The organism is Proteus sp. G2626, from assembly GCF_009915985.1.
Classification (GTDB): Bacteria; Pseudomonadota; Gammaproteobacteria; order Enterobacterales; family Enterobacteriaceae; genus Proteus; species Proteus vulgaris.
In genome coordinates this window covers 38,951-62,478 of record NZ_JAABNH010000022.1, presented here as the reverse complement: position 1 = coordinate 62,478, position 23,528 = coordinate 38,951, and the positions used below count along the sequence as shown (strand labels likewise).

Genomic DNA, 23,528 nt, shown 5'->3' with positions numbered 1-23,528 from the left:
GCGATGCGTATCATTCTGCTAGGCGCTCCAGGCGCTGGTAAAGGCACTCAGGCTCAATTCATTAAAGAAAACTATGGTATCCCGCAGATTTCAACTGGTGATATGTTACGTGCGGCGGTTAGCGCAGGTACAGAACTAGGACTGAAAGCCAAAGCGTTAATGGACAATGGTCAGTTAGTTACTGACGAATTAGTGATTGCGTTAGTTAAAGAGCGCATCAAACAAGACGATTGCCGTAATGGTTTCTTGTTGGATGGGTTCCCAAGAACAATTCCACAAGCTGATGCAATGAAAGAAGCAGGTATCAACGTGGATTTCGTACTGGAATTCGCTGTACCTGATGAAATCATTGTTGAACGTATTATTGGCCGTCGTGTTCATGCACCATCAGGTCGTGTTTATCATGTGAAATTTAATCCACCTAAAGTGGAAAATCGTGATGACGTGACAGGTGAAGAATTAACAACACGTAAAGATGACCAAGAAGAAACTGTTCGTAAACGTTTAGTTGAGTACCATACTCAAACTGCACCGTTAGTTTCTTATTACCAAAATGAAGCTAAAGCAAGCAATGCGAAATACTTCAAAGTTGATGGTACACAAAAAGTAAGCGAAATTAACGCTGAACTGAAAAGTATCCTTGGCTAATTTCGTCATTGTGATGACTAATCCCGGTTGAGCCGGGATTTTTTTTATCTAAATAAAATAGGGGAAAAGAACAATCCAATAAATTGACAAGCACAATCTATTATTTTCCTTTATTCTTCTACTCTTTGGTTATCCTAATAAAATAACTCTAAGGAGTCATAGTATGAATTATGCTAAGTATGGTGTTCTTTTGGTTAATCTTGGCACACCTGATGAGCCGACAACGGGTGCTGTTCGGCGTTATTTAGCACAATTTCTTAGCGATCCTCGTGTTGTTGATGTTTCTCCTTTGATTTGGAAACCAATATTACAAGGGGCGATATTACCGTTTCGCTCACCTAAAGTGGCTAAGTTATACCAACAGATTTGGATGGATGAAGGATCACCACTTTTAGTTTACAGCCGAGCGCAACAACGTGCTGTCGCTGAGCGATTACCTAATATCCCCGTAGAGTTAGGGATGTGTTATGGCAATCCATCGCTAAATGAAGGGGTTGAAAAGTTATTACAACAAGGTGTTGAAAAGATTATTTTGTTACCGCTGTATCCTCAATACTCTTGCTCCACTTCTGCTGCGGTATTTGATGGTGTTAGTCGCATTTTTAAAGATATGCGCACAATACCTTCTCTTCACTTTATTCGCAGTTATCCTACTCATCCGCTTTATATCAAAGCGCTTGTCACCTCTATTGAGAAAAGTTTTCAGCAATATGGCAAACCCGATCGTTTAATTCTCTCTTTTCATGGTATTCCTGAGCGCTTTATCAAAACGGGCGATATTTATTATGATGAGTGTTGCCTCACAACAGAAAAGCTAAAACAGCAATTAGAAGAACAGTTAGGTTATCCTAAAGAGCAAGTTATGTTGACATTCCAGTCCCGTTTTGGTCGCGAACCTTGGTTATCACCTTATACTGATAAAACCATGGAAAAACTGGGAAGTGAAGGCATTAAACACGTTCAAGTTGTCTGTCCAGGTTTTTCATCTGATTGCTTAGAAACATTAGAAGAAATTAACGAACAGAACCGCGAATTCTTTATTCATGGTGGTGGCCAACAGTATGAATATATTCCGGCATTAAATGATGATCCAACGCATATTGACCTGCTAGAAGCGTTGATCCGTGAGGTATGCAAAAAATAGTTACTGAATTCTATAAATAAAATTATCGGATTTGATGATATATTAATTTGATCATATTTCAGTTATATATAAACTTATCTTTTCTCATTTTTTAAGTGTTTTAGTGTTAGTCACTAAAAATGCTGATAAACGGACACTGCATTACATAAATTTAGGCAGGAAAATGAATAGTAAGCTTTCAAAACCACAATCTTCAGAAATTGATAAAGGGCAATTTGACGACTTTTATCTAAAACAGAATGATGAAATCGATCTTTTTGAATTATTTTCTGTTATTTATAAATCGAAATTTGTCATTATTGGTATCACGTTGTTATTTGCTATCGTTGGCTTTACTGTTGCAAGCTTTTTGCCACAAAAATGGACAAGTCAAGCTGCAATTACCAAGCCAATGCTCGATGAAATGAAGCAATTAAGAGCGACATTGACAGAGCTAAGCCTTGTAGATGTTGATACGGGTGTTAATGGCTCCTCCGTTTATCAAAAGTTTATCAATAACTATAACTCTCGTGTATTACGTGAAGAGTATTTGGTCAGTACAGATTATTACAAAAGCTTAATTGCTAAAATGGAAAATCCAACACCTCTGGATAAACGTCGATTAATTGAATCTATTGTAACGAAAGATATTAATTTAAAAGCTTCAGATGATAAAAAGAGTGAAGAAGAGTTTAGTGGTGAAATTAATCTAAGCTTCACTGCCCCAACGTCTGAAGAGGCTTATGATTTGCTGTCTGGTTATATTCGTTTTATTTCTACAAAAGTACGTATGGAAGTGAAAGATGAAATTGATGACCAAATTGAGCGTAAATTAAGTTTTGCTCAAAAAGCGTATGAAATGGATTTAGAACGTATTGCTAATGCACGTAATGTGAATGTGCAACGTTTGAAATATGCGTTAGAAATTGCTAATGCTGCTGGGGTTAAAAAACCAATTTCAAGCGAAGGCGCACAAATTAAAGATGATCCTGATTACTCTATTGCTATGGGGGCTGATGCATTAAGTAGTAAATTAGCTATCACCGAAGCTATCACTGATCCAACTACAGTCAGCACTGATCTGAAAAACCGCTTATATAACATGAAACAGTTAGAAAAAGTGAAATTAGATGAGCTTCAATTTGTCCCCTTCAAATATATGTTGAAGCCTTACGAACCTACTAAAAAAGATGCACCTAAGCGAGCTCTGATCCTAGTGGGAGCAGCCTTTGTTGGCTTCATTCTTTCTGTTATGGGTGTTTTACTGAGCTATATGGCAAGAAGCCGTCGTAAAACCGCATAAAAATATCTCTAAATAAGTAGGTGTACTGACGTACACCTACTGTCTCTCCTATAATATTGTGTTAACATTGCGCATCTTTTTTAGCTTTGTAGCATCGTTCACAATGAAATTCCCTGGCAAACGAAAATCCAAACACTATTTTCCCGTTAGTTTACGAGATCCTTTATTACAACCCATTATCAATATGACGGAGAGCGAATCCTCTCGCGCCTATATCGTTGGCATTGACCAAACATTGGTTGATATCGAGGCGAAAGTTGATGAAGCGTTTATTACCCGTTATAACTTGAGTCAGGGACACTCTCTCGTTATTGAAGATGATGTCGCAGAAGCGCTTTATCGTGAATTAACCGATAATAACTTAATCACTCACGAATTTGCGGGTGGCACTATCGGTAACACGCTCCATAACTATTCTGTATTAGCTGATGATCGCTCTGTATTATTGGGTACCATGTGTAACAATATTCAGATAGGTAGTTATGCTTATCGTTATTTATGCAACACCTCTAGCCGTACTGATCTGAATTACCTTCAAGGTGTTGATGGTGCTATTGGGCGCTGTTTTACGTTGATCACGGAAAATGGTGAACGGACTTTTGCTATTAGCCCAGGTCAAATGAATCAACTTGAGCCTGAAAGTATTCCAGAAGAGGTGATTGCAGAAGCTTCAGCACTTGTATTGACGGCTTATTTAGTGCGTTGTAAACCTGGTGAACCAATGCCTTTAGCCACCATGAAAGCGATTGAATACGCGAAAAAACATGATGTCCCCGTAGTGCTAACATTAGGTACAAAATACGTTATTGCTGATGATCCGCAATGGTGGCGTGATTTTCTCAAAGAGCATGTGTCTGTTGTGGCAATGAATGAAGATGAAGCGTTTGAGTTAACAGGGCATGCTGATCCTCTGCTGGCTTCTGATGTTGCTTTAGAATGGGTTGATTTAGTGCTTTGCACTGCGGGTCCTGCAGGGCTTTATATGGGCGGTTATACGGAGCATGATTTTAAACGCCAAACAACACATCCTTTGTTACCAGGTGCCATTGCTGAATTTAATCGTTATGAGTTTAGTCGTGCAATGCGCCGTAAAGATTGTGAAGAGCCTGAAAAAGTTTACTCTCATATTGAACCTTATATGGGGGGGCCTGAGAAAATCATGAATACAAATGGGGCGGGTGATGCTGCATTGTCAGCATTGTTGCATGATATTACGGCGAATAGCTATCACCGGATTAACGTACCAAATTCGAGTAAGCATCCTCGGACTTATTTAACTTATTCTTCTTTAGCGCAAGTGTGCAAATACGCTAATCGAGTGAGTTATCAAGTGCTCAGTCAACATTCTCCACGTTTGACTCGTGGTTTACCTGAAAAAGAAGATAGCTTAGAAGAAGCCTATTGGGAACGTTAAGTTTATATTGTTTCTAAGTCTTGTTTTTATCAGTGTGAAATAAAAAAACCTATCAATGAATGTTGATAGGTTTTTTATTTACTTAAAATAAATATGTTTAAGTTGTTATATATATTGTCTTATTGCGCCGCACTTGGCGAAATAATTTGCTGACCATTTTCTGGGGTATCATCAATAGCACAACCAAACTCGACTTCTTTCACTAACATATCAGCCATCGCAGTTGCTGTTTGATCTTCATCGATAATGACGTGATTTGCGCCTTTCTCAAGGATAAAAGAAGCCTCTTCATCGTAGTTAGCACGAACAATAATATCGTCGAAATGAGCGCGAACAATGATATTTAAATCAGGGTTCATACTTCTCGCGGTTTCTGCAATATCTGCGGCCTCATAACCATTAGGGATCGTTAGTAATAAAGATTTGGCACAATCAATACGGGCTAAAGCAAGTGATTCTTTTGTTGATGCATTACCCAGTACCGTATTTAAGCTTTTCTCTTTTAATTCTGCGAATTTATTACGGCTATTTTCGATAATAACCAATGGAATAGATTGAGCTAATAATTTTTCAGAAAGCATACTGCCTGCGCGTCCATACCCAACGATAATGGCGTGACCACAAATATCAACAGGTACTGGCATCTCTTCTTCAAGCTCTTCTTGTTGTAGTTGTTCCATTTCTTCTTTGGTTTCTGTTTTTGCCAGATAACGGTCTAATAAAGAGAACAATACTGGGTTGAGCATAATAGAAACCAAAGCACCGGCTAAAACAAGATTACGCGCATCTGGCTCTAAGACATTGAGTGCAACACCAAGACCAGCAAGAATAAAAGCAAACTCACCAATTTGAGCAAGGCTGGCTGCGATCGTTAAGGCTGTTCGACGAGAATGCCCAAACATTCGTACAAGCACTAGTGCGGCTACAGATTTACCAATAATAATGATCGCGAGCGTAGCTAAGATACCGAGTGGATGTTCAATTAAGACCATTGGATCAAATAACATGCCAACAGATACAAAGAACAGAACCGCAAAAGCGTCACGTAGTGGCAAGGTATCTTGAGCCGCTCGATGGCTTAAATCTGATTCATTGAGCACCATACCTGCAAAGAATGCACCTAATGCGAAAGAGGCATCAAACAAGGTTACAGCGGCATAAGCGATACCCAAGGCGAGAGCTAATACACATAACGTAAAGAGTTCGCGAGAGCCAGTAGCCGCAGTTTTGGCTAAAATCCAAGGAATAAGCTTACGGCCGACAATCATCATGATTAAGATAAAGGCAACGACTTTACCAATCGTGATACCTAAATTAATCATCAGTTGAGAAATACTGGTTTGGTCACTACTTTCCAGCATATTGGCTGCAGCAGGGAGGAGTACAAGGGCTAATACCATGGCTAAGTCTTCAACTATCAACCAACCAATCGCAATTTGGCCTCGCTGACTATCAATAAGCCCTCTTTCTTCAAGTGCCCGTAAAAGAACGACGGTACTTGCGGTTGAAAGGCATAAACCAAACACAATACCACTAAATAAACCCCAACCAAAAAATGCTGATAATCCCAAGCCTAATAATGTAGCTACTGCAATTTGCGCAATAGCACCAGGAATAGCAATAGCTTTTACCGCCATAAGATCTTTTAAAGAAAAATGTAAACCTACGCCAAACATTAGCAGAATGACGCCAATTTCAGCGAGTTCAGGGGCGAGAGAGGTATCAGCGACAAAACCGGGGGTAAAAGGGCCAGCGAGTACACCCGCAGCAAGATATCCTACTAAAGGTGAGATTTTTAGCCGTTGAGCAATCATGCCTAAAATGTAAGCAAGTGCTAATCCACCAACAATGGTGGTAATGAGGGGGGTTGAATGCGGCATCAATTCTCCTTCTTTTTATAAAACTACATGTATCGGGGGGCGAGTAATATAGCAGGCTGACAGTTTAACGTATTTATGCAATAAATTCGCTAAAAATTATTGATTATTTATAAAAATAGCAAGTTGGTTGAGTTTTTTGATGCAAATGCTCATTTTTATGTTATTTTAGTCAGTTCTCGCCTTTGATGCTTGTTATACCCTGTTATCAATTCATTTATATTACAGGGTGATGTACAGCTTATTCGGTTTTTTCTACCCCAATATTGGGTAGAAAAAGGGTGAAAATACCAAGTAGTGGTAGATAAGCACAAATATGATAAACATATTCAATACTTTTCTGATCTGCGATATACCCTAGGACAGCAGCACCAATTCCTCCCATCCCAAAAGCAAGTCCAAAGAAAAGTCCTGAAATCATGCCTGTTTTACCCGGGATGAGCTCCTGAGCATAAACTAAGATAGCAGAAAATGCTGAAGCCAAAATCACACCAATAAATACGGTTAAGATACCCGTCCAATACAAGCTGGCATAAGGCAAAATCAATGTAAAAGGCGCGACACCTAGAATAGATCCCCAAATAACATATTTTCTACCAATTTTATCGCCAACAGGTCCGCCTATCATCGTGCCCGCGGCTACTGCAAAAAGGAAAACAAATAGGTGAATTTGTGCATTTTGTACAGAAACGCCAAATTTATGGATCAAATAGAAAGTATAGTAGCTACTGATACTCGCAAGATAAAAATACTTAGAAAAAATCAGAATAAGCAAAATACCAAGAGAGCCAAAGATAGCCTTGCGAGGCAATAATGCTTTAACTTGCATCACATGAAACTGTTTCTTTTGAGCTTCTTGCTGAATTTTATACCAACGACTGACTTGTAATAACACGACGATTGCCAGCAATGCAGCAAGAGAGAACCAACCGATATTTCCTTTGCCATACGGAGCAATAATTAAAGCGGCTAAAAGTGGCCCTAATGAACTGCCGAGATTTCCGCCCACTTGGAAAAGTGATTGTGCAAACCCATGTCTTCCTCCTGACGCCATTCTGGCAACACGAGAAGATTCAGGGTGGAAAACAGATGAACCTGTACCTACTAATCCAGCTGCCAGTAATAACATAGGGAATGTGTCTGCAAAGGCGAGAAGAATAAGCCCTGTTAGAGTGAATCCCATACCAATAGGTAATGAATAAGGCTTAGGATATTTATCAGTATAGAGCCCAATAAAAGGTTGTAATAAAGATGCTGTAATTTGATACGTTAAAGTGATCATCCCAATTTGCACAAAGCTCAAGGAAAACTCAGATTGCAACATTGGGTAAATAGCCAATATCAATGATTGGATCATATCATTGAGTAAGTGTGAGAAGCTTATTGCAGTTAAGATGCTGAAAACGGTATTACGTTTATTGGCTTTTCGCTGTAAAACGTGCGCTTTTATGGGGATTGTCGGGTCGGTATTACACATTTTAATTCCCTGTCACATCATTTTGTTAATAAATTGTTTCTGTTTTTATTGGTCTAGTTTACATCTATTTGGAATAGAGTGCTTTTGTGAGAAATAGAGTTTGATTCATGTCTCAAAAAAACTATTGGAACAATGAAATAATAAAAAAATTATATAACCTACGTCATAAAATACAGCAAAAGTATTTAACTTCTGTCTTTTTTTTCTACAGTAGATGCATGGCAGAACCTTCTCAATAATTAATATACATGGGGATATACCATGAGCTTATCTTTTAAATTATCGGCATGCGCGTTGACCGTTTCTTTGGCTATGGCGCCTGCGTTGTCTCAGGCATGGGAAAAGGATAAAACGTACGAAATCACTATTTTGCATACTAATGATCATCATGGCCATTTCTGGCATAACGATCGTGGTGAATACGGCTTAGCAGCTCAAAAAACTGTTGTTGATAATATTCGTGATGAAGTGGCTAAAAAAGGCGGTAGTGTTCTGCTGTTATCAGGCGGTGATATCAATACAGGGGTTCCTGAGTCTGACTTACAAGATGCAGAACCTGATTTTAAAGGAATGAATCTTGTTGGTTACGATGCCATGGCATTAGGTAACCATGAGTTTGATAATCCATTAGAGGTATTACGCCAACAAGAAAAATGGGCCACATTCCCATTCTTATCTGCAAATATTTATCAAAAGAGTACTGGTGAGCGTTTATTTAAGCCTTACACTATTTTTGATAAGCAAGGTGTGAAAATTGCAGTATTAGGCCTAACAACGGACGATACTGTTCGTATTGGTAACCCCGCGAACTTCCCTGATACCGAATTCCGCAAGCCTTCTGATGAAGCTAAAAAAGTGGTAGAAGAGTTACGTACAACGGAGAAACCAGACATTATTATCGCAGCAACTCATATGGGTCACTATGATGATGGTCATCATGGCTCTAACGCACCAGGCGATGTAGAAATGGCGCGTGCTTTGCCAAAAGGCTACCTTGATATGATTGTGGGTGGTCACTCACAAGATCCAGTCTGTATGTCTCAAGAGAATAAAAACTACAAACAAGCTGATTATGTACCTGGAACACCTTGTGCACCTGATAACCAAAATGGCACATGGATTGTTCAAGCTCATGAATGGGGCAAATATGTTGGTCGTGCAGATTTCGAATTCCGTAATGGTGAATTCACATTAAAGCATTATCAACTTATTCCAATTAACTTAAATCAAAAAGTGAAGAAGGACGACGGTACTACGGAACTTGTCTACTACACAGAAGAAATTCCGCATAATCCAGAGATGATGAAATTGTTAACCCCTTACCAAGAAAAAGGTGGCGAGCAACTGAATGTTAAAGTGGGTGAGGTTGTTGGAAAATTAGAAGGTGATCGTAGTAAAGTTCGCTTTGTTCAAACCAATATGGCACGTTTATTATTATCAGCTCAAGCTGAACGTGCGAATGCAGATTTCGCAATTATGAGTGGCGGTGGTGTTCGTGATTCAATTGAATCTGGTGATATCACTTATAAAGATGTTTTAAAAGTTCAACCATTTGCTAACGAATTGGTTTATGTTGATTTCAAAGGCGAAGAAGTAGAACCTTATCTATCAACTGTTGCATGCATGAAAGTCGATTCTGGTGCGTATGCTCAGTTCTACAATGTTAGTTTAACCGTCGATGCCGATTGTAAAGTTAGTGATGTTAAAATTGCAGGCAAACCATTAGATAAAACACAATCTTACCGTATGGCGACATTAAACTTTAACGGTATCGGTGGGGATGGATATCCTAAGATTGATACACACCCTGGTTATGTCAACACGGGGTTTGTTGATGCTGAAGTATTAAAAGGTTATATCGAATCGCATTCTCCATTGAAAGCTGCTGATTTCGAACCTAAAGGCGAAATTGTTTACAAAAAATAAGTTTTATCAATAATGCTTATATAGACAAAAGGCGACATTAATGTCGCCTTTTATTTTTGGTCAAGATCACGGTAATTTCTTATTTTGAGGATGAACCTTAAAATAAAAAATCATTTATGATTATGACTCCTTACGAATAAGTGCAAATTGAGCACCTAATACGGCACTTAAATCTTTCGCTGATAATTCAATATCTAAGCCTCGTTTACCACCAGAAACAAAGATCGTATCAAATTCAAGAGCCTGTTCATCGATCACGGTCGGTAGGCGTTTTTTTTGACCTAATGGACTGATCCCACCAACTAAATAACCTGTTACCTTCTGTGCAATTTGTGGGTCTGCCATATCCGCTTTTTTTGCTTTAAAGCATTTAGCGATAAGTTTTAAATCTAACTGACCAGAAACGGGAGTGACTGCAACAGCTAGATTTTTAGCGTCACTATTTAAAGAAACTAAAAGAGTTTTAAAGACTTGGCGATTATTCAAACCTAGTTTTTCAACGGCTTCATCACCAAAATTATGAACATTAGCATCATGCTCATAAGGATGAAGGGTAAATTTTATTTTCTTTTTTTCCAGTAAATTTACAGCGGGAGTCATAATTATTCCTATTTACAAGGTTAGAACAATATCTTTATGCTTGGTGAGTTAATAAATCGACCAAATTCTCTTCACCAAATAAATGAAGGGCACCTACAGTCACTACATAACGGCCAGCCGGTAATTTTAATAATATACTGACCCATTTTTGGTTACGGCTTTCCATTAAAATATCAAATACCGCTTTGCTAAAGGTGTTTGGTAAAGGTGGCTGTTTCTCTCTATTATTATAATTTAACCACCAATTGATCATGATTTGCAATGTACGTGCGTTATCGTGCCAATTTTTTAGTGTGTCTTCGAGCAATTGCTGACCATCATCAGGAAAATTCAATAGTAATGAGACCTGATCCTCAATACCTTCGAGTTCAATAATATTTTTTTTGTATTTATTAGCATATTGGATAACTTGATAATCAATACCATATTGAGGCTGTAATCCAAGTTGCATTGCTTGGGTTGATTGCAAAATTAAGGCAATTTGCCAAAGTGGTTTATTTTCGATCTGATAAAGAGAAAGAGGGAGAGCTTCACAGTGTTGTGTAATTTGAGAAAAAAGAGAGCTATTTAAGCGTGTTTCTAGTGACGCTCTAAAAAGTGAGGCTTGATCAAAAGGTTGAACGCTTGTTGAGATATCTGCTTCAACAATAACCGCATTTGCATTCTTTATTTCGTTAATAAACACATTGGAAAGCGGTGACATAGTAGGCACACCCATATGAATACTACCCACAAGGTGTAAAGAGACATTATTCGGTAGCGTAATATCAACAGCAGGATAAGGGTATTGGGGCGTATTTTTTATTCCTACCCAATGTTTTATTTTTTGAAAAATCCCCGTCATTGATAGGCTCCTTTGAGCATAAAATCACAAAGTTTTAGCATAACGGATTTGATATGGAATGATACAGCGAAAACTAAGCTTTACTTAGTTTTCGCAGTTTTTACGTTATTTACCAGCTTACACCAACACCACCAGCAGAGACCCAATTTGATTCATTCCATGCTGTAGAAGCTCTTACTTTAATATTTTCATTAATACGATATTGCATACCCCAAGCAAGCGCAGTGGCATTACGATAATTACCGATACCAATAGCGGTACTAAATGTCGCTGAATCAGTAAAAGGTAAATTACTCATTGCTGCAACAGAAGCAATACCTTGATTGGCACGTTTTTCTACTTTATAAAAACGATTTTGAGTGTCAGATTTAAATTGTTCAAAATTGTTTTTAAGCGCATTAAATTGGCTTCTGTTTGTTGATTGTTCATTATATAAATGAGAAAGATGGTTTTTTAAAGGTAATTTAACGTTATTAATATTAATATTATCTATAATATTTTCTTTTATATCATCTATTATTGATGCATTATAGTTAATGTTATCTCTATTTTTTGTTATATGATTTTTATTCTCACTAATATCCGCTTTATTTTTTTTAATTGCGTCTTCATGTGTGATGATACTATTTATATTTTGTGTTATTTTTTCATCATGCTTTGCAATATCGTTCGTGTTTTTCGTTATTTTTTCATTGTTTTCTTGAATGCTATTTTTATTTTTATTTGTTTTTTGGTTAAGATCATTGAATTCTTCGTTTGTTCTTTCTTTAAGATCGCGTATTGAGTTGTTGAGCATACCATCGGCTTGTTCTAATTTTGTTATTTCACGCTCAATATGTTGGCTTAGTACCATGATTGTTGAATTTCTTGGTTTGTATTTATCTGTATTAATGTTAAATTCAGCTATATCTTCAGGGAGATCTGCGCCATCTTCTCTTAGCTTATCTAGCTTTATTCCTGATTGTGGTGTTCTTTCGAGAAGGATATTTTTATTTCCTTGCATGATACTTAAAACGCTGTCGCGATTCATTGAAAAATTTGAATATTCTGAATCTGGGTTATGACGAAAAGAGAAGAAATCTGTGATTACATCTCTTACTTTTTTATCAGAAGCATTAATTTGAATATATCCGTTAGGTATTTTAATCAGTTTATCTTGTATTTTATTCGCTTCATTTGTTAACCCTCTATTTTGTAAATAACTAGCTAACTCTGAAAGTAGTGGTTTATCTATACGTAGATAAGAGTAATTCTGATCGTTATCTATCCAAACATAACTGTTGCTGATAATTTTATCTGCTACCGGTTTTTTTAAAAAATGAGGGGTAGATACTGAAGGTTGAAACTCAGGAATAATTGTATCTTGTGTGCTTTTTTTTATTTCTATAGTGTTGGAAAAAACAGTGGAAGAGTAAATCAAAGAAAAACTAATAATAAATAATTTGTTATATCTCATGTATAAATCCCTTTAAAATTAAATTATATTAACAATGTTTTAATTCTAATATTTTAAACTCTAGCTTTTATTTCACTATAAATTAATAACCTTATTATTGAAGTGCTTTTAATATCAATGTTATATTTATTTTAAGAGTAATAAAATTTAATGAAATATTTATAAGATATTGCTATTCTAGCACTAAGAGAGCGGAGTAATGACTCTCTTGTATAATGAGAAATTCCTCTTTGACTGGCCGATAGAAATATCGGCTTTTTTTTAACCTTTTGATAATATTACCAATCATCAAAGAAATGTGAAAACTAAGATAATAAAAACCCCTTTTATAGATAAGTAAAAAGGGGTTCAGTATGATACTTATTAATATATTGTTAGGCTTTATTGCTTAGGTTTAAAACGTAATAAGCGGTTTGCATTACTCACGACAGTGATTGAAGACAGAGCCATTGCTGCACCAGCAACAACAGGATTTAATAATGTGCCTGTAAATGGGTATAGAAGGCCTGCCGCAATAGGAATACCTAAACTGTTATAGATAAAAGCGCCGAATAAGTTTTGTTTCATATTGCGTAGCGTACCTTTTGATATTTCAACGGCATCAGCAACACCATGTAAGCTATGGCGCATCAACGTGATAGACGCAGTTTCAATCGCGATATCACTACCTCCTCCCATCGCAATACCGACATCCGCTTTGGCTAATGCGGGGGCATCATTAATGCCATCACCTACCATTGCTACGCGACGACCTTCCGCTTGAAGCTCCATAATAGCTTGTGCTTTACCCTCGGGCATTACGCCTGCAATAACTTGATCAATACCGGCTTCTTTTGCAATTGCATTTGCAGTAATCGGGTTATCTCCTGTTAACATCACTAGGCGATAACCTTGATTATGTAAACGTTGCAACGCACTGACAGTATCTTCTCTAAGTGGATCTCGTATAGAAAGCAGTGCCGCAATTTTGCCATCTTGTGCTAATAAAACGGGCGTAACACCTTTGGTTGCCTGTGCATCAATCAGTGGATTAATTTCACTAATATCAATACCCGATCCAAGCATGAGTTTAGGGTTGCCTAAAAGCACTGTTTTACCATTAATCTCTCCCCTTAATCCCATACCTGCGAGTGTACGGAAATTGTTTATTTCAGGTAAATCAATGCCTTCAGCACGTGTTAAAATTGCTTTAGCTAATGGGTGATTAGAACCATTTTCCAGTGATGCGGCTAACGCAAGTGCTTGTGTTTCATCTACTTGATTGAAAGTATGAATTTCAGTGACCTGAGGCATACCTTCTGTCAATGTTCCTGTTTTATCAAAAACTAAAGTATCTAATTTACTCGCTTGTTGTAGTGCATCCGCATCACGAACAAGTACTCCATATTCAGCTGCACGACCAACACCTGAAATAATCGACATCGGCGTGGCTAAACCTAAAGCACAGGGGCAAGCGATGATGAGCACCGTTGTAATAATCACCAGTGCATACGTAATTTGAGGCGAAGGGCCAAAGAAATACCAAATAGCACCAGCAATTAAGGCAATAGCAACGACAATAGGAACAAAAATACTTGAAATTTTATCTGCTAACTGACCTATTTCAGGTTTGCTGCTTTGTGCTTGGCGAACTAATTTAATGATACGAGCCAGCGTCGTTTTACTTCCCACAGCAGCTGCTTTAAATAGGACTGAACCATCTTGGACTGTGGTTCCGGCATGAATAGTATCACCTACTGTTTTTTGTTGTGGAATGGGTTCACCTGTCAACATGGCTTCATCCATCCACACTTCACCTTGGATAATTTCACCATCAACCGGTACTTTATCACCTGTTGCTAAACGTAATGTCATTCCTTGTTTAACATCAGCCAATGGCATTTCAACTTCACCGTTTTCAGTGATGACTCTGGCTGTTGGTGGCGTTAAATCTAATAAACGCTCTAGTGCTTTAGAAGAACGCTGGCGTGCCCGCTGCTCAAGCATATGACCCAGATTAATTAAACCAATAATCATTGCACTGGCTTCATAATAGAGATGTCGAGCTTGAACAGGAAAGACTTCTGGCCATAAGTTTACTGTTATAGAATAGAGCCATGCAGCCCCTGTACCTAATGCAACTAAGGTATCCATTGTTGCATTACGGTTTTTTAAACTCTGCCATGCACTACGATAGAAATGGCCACCAGCAACAACCATGACAAACAGTGTTGCAATACCAATACTCAACCAAATGCCATGGTTAGCCTCTGTGAGCATCATATTGTCGCCGATCATTCCCCAAATCATGACAGGAATACCAACAATTAAGGCTAATGCAGCTTGCCAGCGAAAACGTTTCATATTAGCAACAGCGACTTCTTGCTGACGCTCTCTGCGTTTTACATCATCTTGAATAATTTCAGCGCCATAACCTGCTTTTTCAATGGCAGTCACTAGTGCATCATGTTCGATTTCACCTGTCACTAATGCGCTACGTTCAGCAAGGTTTACACGCACATTCTCAACACCATCAACAGATTGTAATGCTTTGTGAACCTTGTTTACGCAACTTGCACAGGTCATGCCATCAATTAAAAGTTGAACACTGCTGTCATCGTCAGTGTCTATTTCTGGGCTGTTCTCAATGTCAGCATTTTCAACTGGAATGTCGCAAATAGCCGCTGACGATGCTTCCAGTTGTGCATGCGTTTGCGTCAGCGGCTCAGTTTTTGGGAAATCAGTACCTGCTCGTTGTGCTTCAAAACCAGCATCTTTAATAGCAGCTATTAATGATTCTGTGGAGGCGGACCCGATTACTTTTGCGTGAGTTAATTCAACTTCAGCGCTTTCAACACCTGTCGTGGATTCAAGGGCTTTTTTAACAGTACCGATACAATGACCACAATTTAAACCAGAAAGAGTTAAATAAATGGTTTCATCAGTCGGCGCTAAACTTGCTTGAAAACCTTCTGAGGTGATAGCTGAAATCAAAGTATCAGCATTGGCATCACCAAAGATCTCAGCCGTTTCTTTAGTGACATTAACAGCAACAACACCATCAATATCTAATAATGCTTTTTCGGTTTTACCTATACACTTCATGCAGTTAAGTCCACTTAGACTTAATTTTACATCAGGTTGTGTTGCAATTTTAGCTTCATAACCAGCATCCTCAATCGTTTTGATTAAACTTTCAGCGGTTGCATCACTGTCAATTTTAGCGTATTGAATAGTCACATTTGACTGTTCTATATCATTGCGAGCATCAAGTGCTTTTTTTACACTGTTAACACAGTGGGAGCATGAAAGCCCTTGTAATGCGAGTAGCGTAGTTTTTGCCATGTTAGTTTATCTCCGAAATAAAAAGCGTTACCTCTATTATTGCGCAATATCTGGTAACTTGCTTTCTTTAAAGGTTTTTTCTTATCAGAGATAAAGGCTAAACCTTTCCGCAAGGGGAAGGTCAAGGGGGAATTTTGAATATTAGTGAAATCGCACACAAAACAGGGTTAACAGCGAAAGCTATTCGGTTTTATGAAGAAAAAGACTTGATTACACCTCCAGGGCGAGGTGAAAACGGCTATCGCTATTATCAAGCGCAACATATTGAAGAGTTAACATTATTGCGACAAGCCAGAGAGGTGGGTTTTAACTTAGAAGAGTGTCGCGCACTGTTAATGTTATTAAGAAATCCATCACGACATAGCGCTGATGTGAAAGAAGCGACGTTAAAAAAGGTTGCTGAAATTGAGAAGACGATTAACGAGCTTAATGCCATTCGTCAACGTCTTCTCTTGTTAGCCAGTGAATGTCCCGGCGATGATGGTGCAGATTGCCCGATCATTGATCATTTGTCAGGATGTTGCCATCATCAGAAGTAGTCGGTTTAAGTGGAATAACGTGCAAAGTAATGCCATCAATAGCAATAATTTCAACCTTATCACCTGCTTGCAATGGCGTGTCTGAATAAACACGCCAACTGCCATCAGCTAGCTTTACACGACTAAATCCATTTTCTGTATCTGATAATAAAACAGCATGAACACCAATCAGCTGATGACTTTTCTGATTTAAGTTCTCAGCTTCTTTTGATTGCTTTCTACGTTTAAGCCAAAGGTGCCAAAGTACAGCACTAATAACCGTTAATATCGCAAATAACACACCTTGAATAGGCCAGTTAATAGGTAGCATCCATGCGAGCAAAGAAACGCACAGCGCTGCCATTCCTGACCATAAAAGGTATCCTGCTGTTCCTAGCATTTCTGCAATTAACAGCAAGCCACCAAGACAAAGCCAGAAAAGTGCGGGGTGAGCACTTATCCATTCAATCATCATGAATTACTCTTGTTACCAGAGTCATTTTTCTGGGTTTTCAATAGTTCTGAAATACCGCCAATTGCGCCCATTAAATTACTGGCTTCTAGTGGCATCATCACTACTTTACTGTTGTTGGCAGAGCCAATTTGTGCGAGTGCATCCGTATATTTTTGAGCAACAAAGTAATTGATCGCCTGCATATCCCCTTTAGCGATAGCTTCAGATACCATTTGTGTCGCTTTGGCTTCAGCTTCTGCAGCACGCTCACGGGCTTCTGCTTGTAAGAATGCAGATTGACGCTCACCTTCTGCTTTTAGAATTTGTCCTTGTTTCTCACCTTCAGCCTTTAAGATAGCGGCTTGACGAACACCTTCAGCTTCAAGAATATCAGCACGTTTAGTACGTTCTGCTTTCATCTGGGCATTCATTGCAGAAATCAATTCTTTAGGGGGGCGAACATCACGAATTTCAATACGGGTAATTTTGATGCCCCAAGGGTTTGTTGCATCATCCACAATCAGTAAAAGGCGACTATTGATTTGATCACGTTGAGAAAGGATTTCATCAAGTTCCATTGAGCCTAGGACTGTACGGATATTCGTCAGTGTTAAGTTAATAATCGCAAGTTCGAGATTATTAACTTCGTAAGCTGCTTTTACAGGGTCGATCACTTGAATAAAGCAGACTGCATCGATGCTGACGTTGGCGTTATCACGAGAGATCACTTCTTGAGATGGAATATCAAGCACTTGTTCCATCATATTAATACGGCGACCAACACGATCGACAAAAGGAATAAGAATTTGAAGTCCTGGAGTGAGTGTTCGAGTGTAACGACCAAAACGTTCGACAGTCCACTGATAACCCTGTGGAACGGTTTTAACACCGCTTATAACTAAAATAATAGCGAATAAGATGATAATACCAATGACTATTTCCATATACCTGTCCTAAGTCTGCTTTTTTATAAGAAAATAAAACTAATAAAGTAAAGAATACACCATACGGCGATATTTAGACGCCAAATTATCATTAGTGCCTAATGCAGATAAAATATCCATCAGGGTTTTCTTAACTTGCCCGTCACCTGCATTCAAATCTTTTTTGATAAAGCTAAATAGCAATTCTAGTGCTTCTTCATTACGGGCAACTTCATGTAATTTTAGTGCAAGTTGAATGGCAAGATCCGTATTTTCAGGCTGTTGATCAAAATCATTTTGTAACTGTTGAATTTCAGGCGTATCAGCAGCCTGTTTTTGTAATTCAATTTGCGCTAACAAACTATGATAGTAACTATCTTGGTCTTGTAATGGGATAGTTATTAACAAGGTTTGAGCTTCTTCATTTTTATTTAAAGAAATTAAAGCACCTGCTAGCGCAAGTGTAATTTCACTATTTTTAGGAGCGAGTTGGTGAGCCTCTTTTAGCAGAGGTAAAGCTTCGTCTGCTTTGCCTTCAGAAAGAAGTTGTGCTGCTTGTGTCGCTTTTAGTTCTTCAGGTTTTGGTAATACATTGGCTAAAACTTGACGAATTGCTTCTTCAGGTTGAGGGCCTTGGAAACCATCGACAGGGCGACCTTCTTGCAAAATATAAACAGTTGGAATTGCGCGTAGGCCAAATTGTGACGCAATCATTTGTTCTGCATCACAATCCAATTTTGCCAAAATAAATTGATCGGCAAATTCGGCTGCTAGTTTATTCAATGTTGCACCAAGCTCTGCACAATGCGGGCTATGTTCTGAATAGAAATACATCATGACTGGCTTAGTCATGGACTGTTCTATAACTTGTTGAATATTTGATTCATTTACATCAACAATGTGTGCAGTTGCTAACATTAACTTGTCCCTTTTTTAGAGTTTTAAATATAGATGCGATTTATAAAGCTTATTTATTAATAAGTAAGGGTGAAACCCGAAAAATCAAGCCTTGCCATTTTGGCGACCTAAAATTGCATCCATCAAGGCATCAGGTAGAAAACGTTTTAATATTTTGACAGCATAAGTTAATAGCGTTATCGGATAACGTATCTTAGGTTTTGGACTTTCTAAAGCATGGATAAGCTTTTTCACTACATCTTCGGGTGTTAATGTGAAACGACTCGCAATCCCCGGATTTTTTACGGGTTTATCTTTTTCCGCTTGTGCCACATTTTCTGTAAAGCAAGTTCGTATCGGGCCCGGCTCAATTAAACTGACTTTAACACCGGTATGCACTAATTCCATTCTTAAGGCATCGGACCACGCCTCTACGGCATATTTACTGGCAGCATAAGCACCTCTGCCTGGCGTTGAAATTATCCCCATCACTGAACTAGTTTGAATTATTCTTCCTTCACCATGAGGCAACATAGCCGGTAACAGTAAAGTTGTTAATTGATGCAAACCAAAAAAGTTTGTGGAAAACTGTTTTTCCATTTGTTGGCGACTAATGGCCTCTAGCGGGCCGTATACACCAAATCCACCATTATTAAATAACCCATATAAACGACCATTTGTTAGGTGAATAACCTCTAATGCCGCTTTTTCAACACTTTGAGTATCATCAAGATCAAGATAAATAGGCTCGAATCCTAGTGTTTCCATGCGTTTAAGGTCGTCATCTTTACGGCAAGCAGCAAGGACTCGATAGCCTCTTTGCTTGAGTGTTTTAGCTGCACAAAGCCCGATCCCACTAGAACTTCCTGTAATCAATACCGTTTTTTGCATAATTTTACAATTAATCTCGTTTAATCTACGTTAACTACTGTCAGAATAGCCTAACGTGTTAAGTAAGGGGATAATGTTTTATCCATCCATTGAGCAATAAAAGGCTGAGCATCTTCATTGGGGTGTATGCTGTCATTTTGCATCCACTCAGGCTTATCAGCGATTTGCTCCATATAAAAAGGAAGCAGAGGAAGCGCATTATCTTCAGCGAGTTTTGGATAGATCGCTGAAAACGATTGTGTATAACGTTTACCGTAATTAGGTGAAATCATTATTTGCATAAAAAGTGGCGTTGCACCGGCATCTTTCACTAGTGTAATGATGTTTTGTAATGCCTCTTTTGTTTGTGCAACAGGGTATCCCTGTAAACCATCATTTGCACCTAATTCAATTAAAACCCAGCGTGGTTGATGCTGTTTTAATAAATCAGGAAGCCTATTTTGTCCCTGAAAGGCAGTTTCACCACTAATGCTTGCATTAACAACATTAATTTCAGGGTGGGTTGTTTTCCATTTATCAGCAAGACGTTGTGGCCATGCGCTTTCAATCGGAAGACGGTATCCTGCACTCAAGCTGTCACCAAAGATCAAAAAGGTATCAGCAGCAATTGCCTTAAAGCTAAACATCATCATAACGATAAGGAAAAATGTATGTCGACGGAAAAGGTTCTTGAAGTTCATCAGTTAACCAAACAAGTAGGACAAGGTGATAGTCAGATCTCTATATTGCAGGGTGTTGAGTTAGTTGTCGAGCCTGCACAAACAATTGCGTTAATTGGTGAGTCAGGATCGGGTAAATCGACCCTGTTAGGGATCATTGCTGGATTAGATGATGGCACCTCTGGCAGTGTACATTTGATGGGTGAAGATCTCACAAAAATGAATGAAGAAGAGCGAGCCAAATTGCGTGCTCAACATGTTGGGTTTGTTTTTCAATCATTTATGTTGATCCCAACATTGAATGCACTCGAAAATGTGCAGTTGCCCGCATTATTAAAAGGTGAGTCAGAAAAGCACAGTCATGCGCGTGCAGTTGATTTACTTAAGCTGTTAGGATTAGGTGAACGTTTATACCATATGCCAGCACAGCTTTCTGGCGGTGAGCAACAGCGCGTTGCATTAGCAAGAGCATTTTGCACTCAACCCGCCATTCTGTTTGCGGATGAGCCAACAGGGAACCTTGACCGTAAAACAGGTGATAAAATTGCTGACTTGTTGTTCTCTCTTAACCGAGATTATTCAACAACATTGATTTTAGTGACTCATGACAATGAGCTGGCAGCTCGTTGTCAAAGACGATTACGATTAGTCGACGGACAACTTAAGGAGGAGTCATGATTTGGCGTTGGTTTTGGCGTGAATGGCGTTCTCCTGCACTATTAATTGTTTGGCTTTCTTTGGCGCTGGCAGTTGCTTGTGTGCTTGCTTTGGGGCGTATTGGCGATCGCATTGATAAAAGTATTTATGCTCAAAGTCGAGATTTAATTGCGGGCGATCTAGTGTTACGAGCATCTTATCCCGTTGATGAAGACTGGCTTGCTGAGGCGAAAAAAAAGGGGTTAACCCTCAGTCGCCAAATGCAATTTACGACGATGTCTTATGCGCCAGAAGGGGATACGCCTCAGCTTGCTTTAGTCAAAGCCGCTGATCATTTATATCCTCTTTATGGTGAACTAGAAACAGAACCCGCAGGCTTAAAACCAGAAAAAGGAGCTGCGCTTGTTGATGCCAGATTATTGGAACTACTGGATATAAAAGTTGGTGATAATATTGATGTAGGTGATGCTACATTTACAATCAGTGGTGTATTAATTCAAGAGCCTGACAGTGGATTTAACCCTTTCCAAATAGCGCCTCGTATTTTAATTAATCTTGACGATGTTGAATCAACAGGGGCAGTACAACCCGGTAGCCGTCTAACGTATCGCTATATGTTAGCGGGTGATGAACCAGCGATTGATAGCTATAAGCAACGCTTTGATCCCCTATTAAAGCCCGATCAGCGTTGGAATAGCTTAAAACAAGAGAGTGGTGCACTTTCACAATCGATGGAAAGAGCAAAAAACTTTCTTTTACTTTCTGCGCTGTTAACATTATTACTTGCGATATCCGCAGTTGCCGTTTCCATGGCGCACTATTGTCGTAGTCGTCATACCTTAATTGCGGTACTAAAAACCTTAGGTGCAGATAAACGCGCATTGCGAAAATGGATAGTAGGACAATGGGGCGTCATTCTCGTTGGTGCCATTATTGTTGGTTCATTGACGGGACTTCTTTTTGAAGCTGTCCTACTACAAATTTTAGCCCCGGTTTTACCTAAACGTTTGCCTGAAGCAAGCTTTTTACCATGGTTTTGGTCGGTGGGCTCTTTATTGTTAATTGCCTTACTCACAGGATTAAGGCCTTACTACCAATTAATGGCAACTCAGCCTTCTCGTGTATTAAGAAGTGATACTACGGCTCCAGTCTGGCCACTACGTTATTATTTACCACTTGTGGCGTTAATTATTGTCGGTACTTTAACGCTTTTTGCTGGAACGGGTGTTTTATTGTGGTCAATTTTATTCGGTGTTGTTGTCATCGCCTTTTTACTTGGGGTCATTGGTTGGCTTGGATTGTGGGTATTAAAACAGTTTAAATTCCGTCAACTCAGTGCTCGTTTAGCGGTGACTCGTTTATTACGACAACCATTTCAAACGATGACCCAGCTTGCGGCTTTCGCGCTCTCATTTATGTTATTAACACTTTTAGTCCTTATTCAAGGTGATTTGCTAGACAAATGGCAAAAACAGTTACCAGAAGATAGCCCTAATTATTTTCTAATCAATATGTCAGCGCCTCAAGTTCAAGAAATTAATACCTTATTGGCAAAGTATAACGTTGAACCAACGGATGCATTTCCTGTGGTATTGGCGCGTTTAACACAGATTAATGAGAATAATGCCAAAGAGTGGGCAGATAAACGTGATGCAGGTAATAACACCGTTCGTCGAGAGCTTAACTTAACATGGCATAGTGAATTGCCAAAAGATAATGTGATTGTTGAAGGAACATGGCCTCCTGTGGGGAATGGGGTTTCTCTCGATCAAGGTGTTGCTGAACAACTTGAGATTAAGCTGGGCGATGAATTAACTTTTGTCGGCGATACTCGTGAATTTAAGTCCATTGTCACTAGTATTCGTCATGTTGATTGGGAAAATATGCGCCCTAATTTCTTCTTTATTTTCTCTGAAGAAGGGTTAAGTAATCAACCAGAAAAATGGATGAGTAGCTTTTATTATAATGGTGATGGTGCATTAATTACGGCGCTTAATCGACAATTTCCAACTGTCAGTGTGTTAGATACAGGCGCACTCATTCAGCAAGTTCAGCAAATCTTACAGCAAGTTAGTCGTGCATTGGAGATTATGGTTGGATTGGTGATGATCTGCGGTATGTTGTTGTTAGTTGCTCAAATTCAGGTAGGGATGACACAACGACGCATTGAGCTGGTGGTATATCGCACATTAGGTGCAGGTAAATCATTACTAAGACGGACTCTTTGGGCTGAATTTGCATTATTAGGCTTAATGGCCGGATTAGCTGCAGCGATTGGTGCTGAGGTGGCATTAGGTTTATTGCAAAAATTTGTATTTAATTTTTCTTGGCATCCTCAATGGGGAATGTGGCTTACTGTACCTATTATTGCTGCACTTCTATTGTCGCTGTGTGGCAGTATTTTAGGTGTAAGGCTGTTGCAAGATAAAGGGCAATATCGTCGAATCCAAGGTGAGTAGTTGCAATAAACAAGATCTATAAATAGAGTTAAATAAAATGCTGATGTTTGATGACATCAGCATTTTTTTATGAGAAAA

The 23,528-nt window shown here is 38.7% G+C and carries 19 protein-coding genes; 8 read left to right on the top strand and 11 right to left on the bottom strand.

All coding sequences use genetic code 11. From position 1 onward, the window contains the following. Positions 1 to 3: 3 nt before the first annotated feature. From adk to GWJ05_RS09005, 4 genes are all read left to right on the top strand, one after another. Entirely contained in the window at positions 4 to 648 is a 645-nt protein-coding gene (gene adk / locus GWJ05_RS09020; protein WP_036934729.1) for an adenylate kinase, read from the top strand. Between the two features lie 163 nt (positions 649 to 811). Then, positions 812 to 1,792 carry a ferrochelatase gene (hemH, locus tag GWJ05_RS09015; protein WP_036934727.1) on the top strand — a complete coding sequence of 327 codons (981 nt, stop codon included), beginning with the start codon at positions 812 to 814 and terminating at the stop codon, positions 1,790 to 1,792. A 163-nt stretch (positions 1,793 to 1,955) separates the two neighbouring features. Beyond that, positions 1,956 to 3,074: an LPS O-antigen length regulator Wzz(fepE) gene (wzz(fepE), locus tag GWJ05_RS09010; RefSeq protein WP_036934725.1), complete on the top strand. Its 1,119-nt coding sequence runs from the start codon at positions 1,956 to 1,958 to the stop codon at positions 3,072 to 3,074. 103 nt (positions 3,075 to 3,177) lie between these two features. Continuing rightward, positions 3,178 to 4,488: an inosine/guanosine kinase gene (locus GWJ05_RS09005; RefSeq protein ID WP_036934723.1), complete on the top strand. Its 1,311-nt coding sequence runs from the start codon at positions 3,178 to 3,180 to the stop codon at positions 4,486 to 4,488. Between the two features lie 119 nt (positions 4,489 to 4,607). Here GWJ05_RS09005 and ybaL read toward each other — a convergent pair whose 3' ends face one another. Then, positions 4,608 to 6,368: a YbaL family putative K(+) efflux transporter gene (ybaL, locus tag GWJ05_RS09000; RefSeq protein WP_036934721.1), complete on the bottom strand. Its 1,761-nt coding sequence runs from the start codon at positions 6,366 to 6,368 to the stop codon at positions 4,608 to 4,610. A 238-nt stretch (positions 6,369 to 6,606) separates the two neighbouring features. After that, complete coding sequence (locus GWJ05_RS08995; protein WP_161681368.1) at positions 6,607 to 7,842, bottom strand: MFS transporter; 1,236 nt, start codon at positions 7,840 to 7,842, stop codon at positions 6,607 to 6,609. Positions 7,843 to 8,103: 261 nt separating this feature from the next. Between GWJ05_RS08995 and ushA the strand changes: the two genes are divergently transcribed. Beyond that, positions 8,104 to 9,768: a bifunctional UDP-sugar hydrolase/5'-nucleotidase UshA gene (gene ushA, locus GWJ05_RS08990; protein WP_036934719.1), complete on the top strand. Its 1,665-nt coding sequence runs from the start codon at positions 8,104 to 8,106 to the stop codon at positions 9,766 to 9,768. Between the two features lie 120 nt (positions 9,769 to 9,888). On the opposite strand, the gene ybaK is transcribed toward ushA, so the two are convergent. From ybaK to copA, 4 genes are all read right to left on the bottom strand, one after another. After that, entirely contained in the window at positions 9,889 to 10,368 is a 480-nt protein-coding gene (gene ybaK, locus GWJ05_RS08985; protein ID WP_036934717.1) for a Cys-tRNA(Pro)/Cys-tRNA(Cys) deacylase YbaK, read from the bottom strand. A gap of 34 nt (positions 10,369 to 10,402) precedes the next feature. After that, complete coding sequence (locus GWJ05_RS08980) at positions 10,403 to 11,212, bottom strand: TraB/GumN family protein (RefSeq protein WP_036934715.1); 810 nt, start codon at positions 11,210 to 11,212, stop codon at positions 10,403 to 10,405. A gap of 109 nt (positions 11,213 to 11,321) precedes the next feature. Then, on the bottom strand, positions 11,322 to 12,668 hold the full coding sequence (locus GWJ05_RS08975) for a YadA C-terminal domain-containing protein (RefSeq protein WP_052038447.1): 1,347 nt from the start codon (positions 12,666 to 12,668) through the stop codon (positions 11,322 to 11,324). A gap of 381 nt (positions 12,669 to 13,049) precedes the next feature. Next, positions 13,050 to 15,992 carry a copper-exporting P-type ATPase CopA gene (copA, locus tag GWJ05_RS08970; RefSeq protein ID WP_161681367.1) on the bottom strand — a complete coding sequence of 981 codons (2,943 nt, stop codon included), beginning with the start codon at positions 15,990 to 15,992 and terminating at the stop codon, positions 13,050 to 13,052. A gap of 134 nt (positions 15,993 to 16,126) precedes the next feature. On the opposite strand from copA, the gene cueR reads away from it, so the two are divergent. Beyond that, on the top strand, positions 16,127 to 16,531 hold the full coding sequence (gene cueR, locus GWJ05_RS08965) for a Cu(I)-responsive transcriptional regulator (RefSeq protein WP_036934712.1): 405 nt from the start codon (positions 16,127 to 16,129) through the stop codon (positions 16,529 to 16,531). Here the strand turns inward: cueR and GWJ05_RS08960 are convergent. The 5 genes from GWJ05_RS08960 to tesA form a co-directional block, all read right to left on the bottom strand. Further along, positions 16,491 to 16,982, bottom strand: a complete 492-nt coding sequence (locus tag GWJ05_RS08960) for an NfeD family protein (RefSeq protein ID WP_036938847.1) — start codon at positions 16,980 to 16,982, stop codon at positions 16,491 to 16,493. The genes cueR and GWJ05_RS08960 overlap by 41 nt on opposite strands. Then, complete coding sequence (locus GWJ05_RS08955; RefSeq protein WP_036934711.1) at positions 16,982 to 17,908, bottom strand: SPFH domain-containing protein; 927 nt, start codon at positions 17,906 to 17,908, stop codon at positions 16,982 to 16,984. Before GWJ05_RS08955 ends, GWJ05_RS08960 begins: the two co-directional genes overlap by 1 nt. A 39-nt stretch (positions 17,909 to 17,947) precedes the next feature. Further along, positions 17,948 to 18,805, bottom strand: a complete 858-nt coding sequence (locus GWJ05_RS08950; protein WP_036934709.1) for a co-chaperone YbbN — start codon at positions 18,803 to 18,805, stop codon at positions 17,948 to 17,950. Positions 18,806 to 18,889: 84 nt separating this feature from the next. After that, positions 18,890 to 19,675: an SDR family oxidoreductase gene (locus GWJ05_RS08945; RefSeq protein ID WP_161681366.1), complete on the bottom strand. Its 786-nt coding sequence runs from the start codon at positions 19,673 to 19,675 to the stop codon at positions 18,890 to 18,892. Positions 19,676 to 19,725: 50 nt separating this feature from the next. Continuing rightward, positions 19,726 to 20,355, bottom strand: coding sequence for a multifunctional acyl-CoA thioesterase I/protease I/lysophospholipase L1 (gene tesA, locus GWJ05_RS08940; RefSeq protein WP_036934704.1), 630 nt, complete (start codon positions 20,353 to 20,355; stop codon positions 19,726 to 19,728). Here tesA and ybbA point away from each other — a divergent pair. Beyond that, entirely contained in the window at positions 20,326 to 21,012 is a 687-nt protein-coding gene (gene ybbA, locus GWJ05_RS08935; protein WP_036934702.1) for a putative ABC transporter ATP-binding protein YbbA, read from the top strand. The genes tesA and ybbA overlap by 30 nt on opposite strands. Then, on the top strand, positions 21,009 to 23,450 hold the full coding sequence (gene ybbP, locus GWJ05_RS08930; protein WP_087803077.1) for a putative ABC transporter permease subunit YbbP: 2,442 nt from the start codon (positions 21,009 to 21,011) through the stop codon (positions 23,448 to 23,450). The genes ybbA and ybbP overlap by 4 nt, the downstream gene beginning before the upstream one ends. Positions 23,451 to 23,528: the final 78 nt, after the last annotated feature.

Excerpts from the sequence above, each read along its gene's own strand:
- ushA (WP_036934719.1), top strand. The coding sequence starts at position 8,104 with ATGAGCTTATCTTTTAAATTATCGGCATGCGCGTTGACCGTTTCTTTG.
- ybaL (WP_036934721.1), bottom strand. The coding sequence starts at position 6,368 with ATGCCGCATTCAACCCCCCTCATTACCACCATTGTTGGTGGATTAGCA.
- hemH (WP_036934727.1), top strand. The coding sequence starts at position 812 with ATGAATTATGCTAAGTATGGTGTTCTTTTGGTTAATCTTGGCACACCT.
- tesA (WP_036934704.1), bottom strand. The coding sequence starts at position 20,355 with ATGAACTTCAAGAACCTTTTCCGTCGACATACATTTTTCCTTATCGTT.
- GWJ05_RS08945 (WP_161681366.1), bottom strand. The coding sequence starts at position 19,675 with ATGCAAAAAACGGTATTGATTACAGGAAGTTCTAGTGGGATCGGGCTT.
- GWJ05_RS08975 (WP_052038447.1), bottom strand. The coding sequence starts at position 12,668 with ATGAGATATAACAAATTATTTATTATTAGTTTTTCTTTGATTTACTCT.
- GWJ05_RS08980 (WP_036934715.1), bottom strand. The coding sequence starts at position 11,212 with ATGACGGGGATTTTTCAAAAAATAAAACATTGGGTAGGAATAAAAAAT.
- GWJ05_RS08950 (WP_036934709.1), bottom strand. The coding sequence starts at position 18,805 with ATGTTAGCAACTGCACACATTGTTGATGTAAATGAATCAAATATTCAA.
- GWJ05_RS09005 (WP_036934723.1), top strand. The coding sequence starts at position 3,178 with ATGAAATTCCCTGGCAAACGAAAATCCAAACACTATTTTCCCGTTAGT.
- GWJ05_RS08995 (WP_161681368.1), bottom strand. The coding sequence starts at position 7,842 with ATGTGTAATACCGACCCGACAATCCCCATAAAAGCGCACGTTTTACAG.
- copA (WP_161681367.1), bottom strand. The coding sequence starts at position 15,992 with ATGGCAAAAACTACGCTACTCGCATTACAAGGGCTTTCATGCTCCCAC.
- GWJ05_RS08955 (WP_036934711.1), bottom strand. The coding sequence starts at position 17,908 with ATGGAAATAGTCATTGGTATTATCATCTTATTCGCTATTATTTTAGTT.
- ybbP (WP_087803077.1), top strand. The coding sequence starts at position 21,009 with ATGATTTGGCGTTGGTTTTGGCGTGAATGGCGTTCTCCTGCACTATTA.
- ybaK (WP_036934717.1), bottom strand. The coding sequence starts at position 10,368 with ATGACTCCCGCTGTAAATTTACTGGAAAAAAAGAAAATAAAATTTACC.
- adk (WP_036934729.1), top strand. The coding sequence starts at position 4 with ATGCGTATCATTCTGCTAGGCGCTCCAGGCGCTGGTAAAGGCACTCAG.
- ybbA (WP_036934702.1), top strand. The coding sequence starts at position 20,326 with ATGTCGACGGAAAAGGTTCTTGAAGTTCATCAGTTAACCAAACAAGTA.
- GWJ05_RS08960 (WP_036938847.1), bottom strand. The coding sequence starts at position 16,982 with ATGATTGAATGGATAAGTGCTCACCCCGCACTTTTCTGGCTTTGTCTT.